The 1,367-nt window shown below is 44.2% G+C and carries 1 protein-coding gene; it reads right to left on the bottom strand.

Annotation, left to right across the window (positions count from 1 at the left end; all coding sequences use genetic code 11):
* Nucleotides 1-21 precede the first annotated feature (21 nt).
* A partial coding sequence (gene ltrA / locus L1272_RS23010) for a group II intron reverse transcriptase/maturase (protein WP_235374369.1) occupies nucleotides 22-1,367 on the bottom strand: 1,346 nt, incomplete at its 5' end.

Raw genomic sequence — 1,367 nt, 5'->3', positions numbered from 1 at the left:
ACCTAATTGGTACCCAGCAACTTATAAAGCAGCGAGATTAGGCTCATTCCAAGAGTTGCGGCATTGCCTCTTTGCTTTTCTCTTTGCCAAGTATTCTTGGTATAAAGGATCAAAAGGCGTAGCTTCACTCTTGATTTTCACATGTCTCTCTATTGGCACCTTAGCTATTTGAAATAGATTAAACTGACAATCCATGTTCATGTTCATGCTCTTCTGCCAACCGTGAAATTGCCATTGGCCTCGACGGTTGATAAAGTACTTCATGGCGATCCAAGTTTTTGATTTTGTTGGATGACGCCTTTTAGCCCAATGCCATAACGCTAGAAATAGTTTGTGGCTCACATATCCGAATACTTGTTTGGCAACGCAATGGCGATAGTAATTCGACCAACCCCTGAGTTTCGGATTTATCAACTTGATTAGATCGTTAACGGGGGTAGTTGCGTGCTTTTTAATGAGTTCGCGCAAGTTACTCAGAAATATTAACGTGTTAGATTTGCTCGGTTTAATGAGCAGTTTTCCTTTGTACTTCCTATGGTTAAAGCCTAGGAAGTCAAAACCACGGCTAATGTGAGTAATGTGCGTTTTCTCTTCGGAGAGCGTTAAGCCTCTATGTGCTAAGAAGTCAGCAATCAACGGTTTGATATCGTTCTCCAGCACGTCCTTTGAAGTGCATGTGACTACGAAATCATCGGCGTATCCTATAAAGTTGGCTCTCGCCCCATTTTTAAGTGCGGTGGACTTAATGCGTTGCTCAAGACCTGCAAGAGTCATCAGCATCAAGGTTGGAGATATGATCCCGCCTTGTGGTGTTCCCTCGTCAGTGCGATAGAACAGCCCTTTGTCCATAAAACCAGACTTTAACCATTGTTCCAACATTCGTTTATCTACAGCTATATTATTCATAAGCCATTGATGCCCAATCTTGTCGAAACAGGCTTTGATATCTCCCTCAAGAACCCATTGCGCGGATTGCTTTTTACTCAAACAGAGAAAACACTGAGCAATAGCATCAGCAGTGCTTCTATTGCGCCGAAATCCGTAGCTATTTGGGTCAGCAAGTGTTTCTGACACAGGCTCTAGTGCAAGAAGGTGAAGCGCTTGTAGCGCTCTATCGACCATGCACGGGATACCCAAAGGTCTGAGCTTGCCGTTTTTCTTAGGGATGTAGATACGCTTGAGCGGTTTGGCTTGATAAGCCTTTCTGCTCAATTGATTGACTGCTTTCATGCGGCGCGTATCCGTATTCCAGATGACGCCGTCTATTCCGGGCGTTTTACTGCCTTTGTTTTGTGATACTCGCTTAACAGCAAGAAGTTTTGCCGAATGCGAGTGAGTCAGTATCCACTGCAACGCTTTCGCTTTGC

The organism is Pseudoalteromonas sp. PAST1, from assembly GCF_021532515.1.
Lineage (GTDB): Bacteria > Pseudomonadota > Gammaproteobacteria > Enterobacterales > Alteromonadaceae > Pseudoalteromonas > Pseudoalteromonas simplex.
This window is presented reverse-complemented; position numbering and strand designations above follow the sequence as displayed.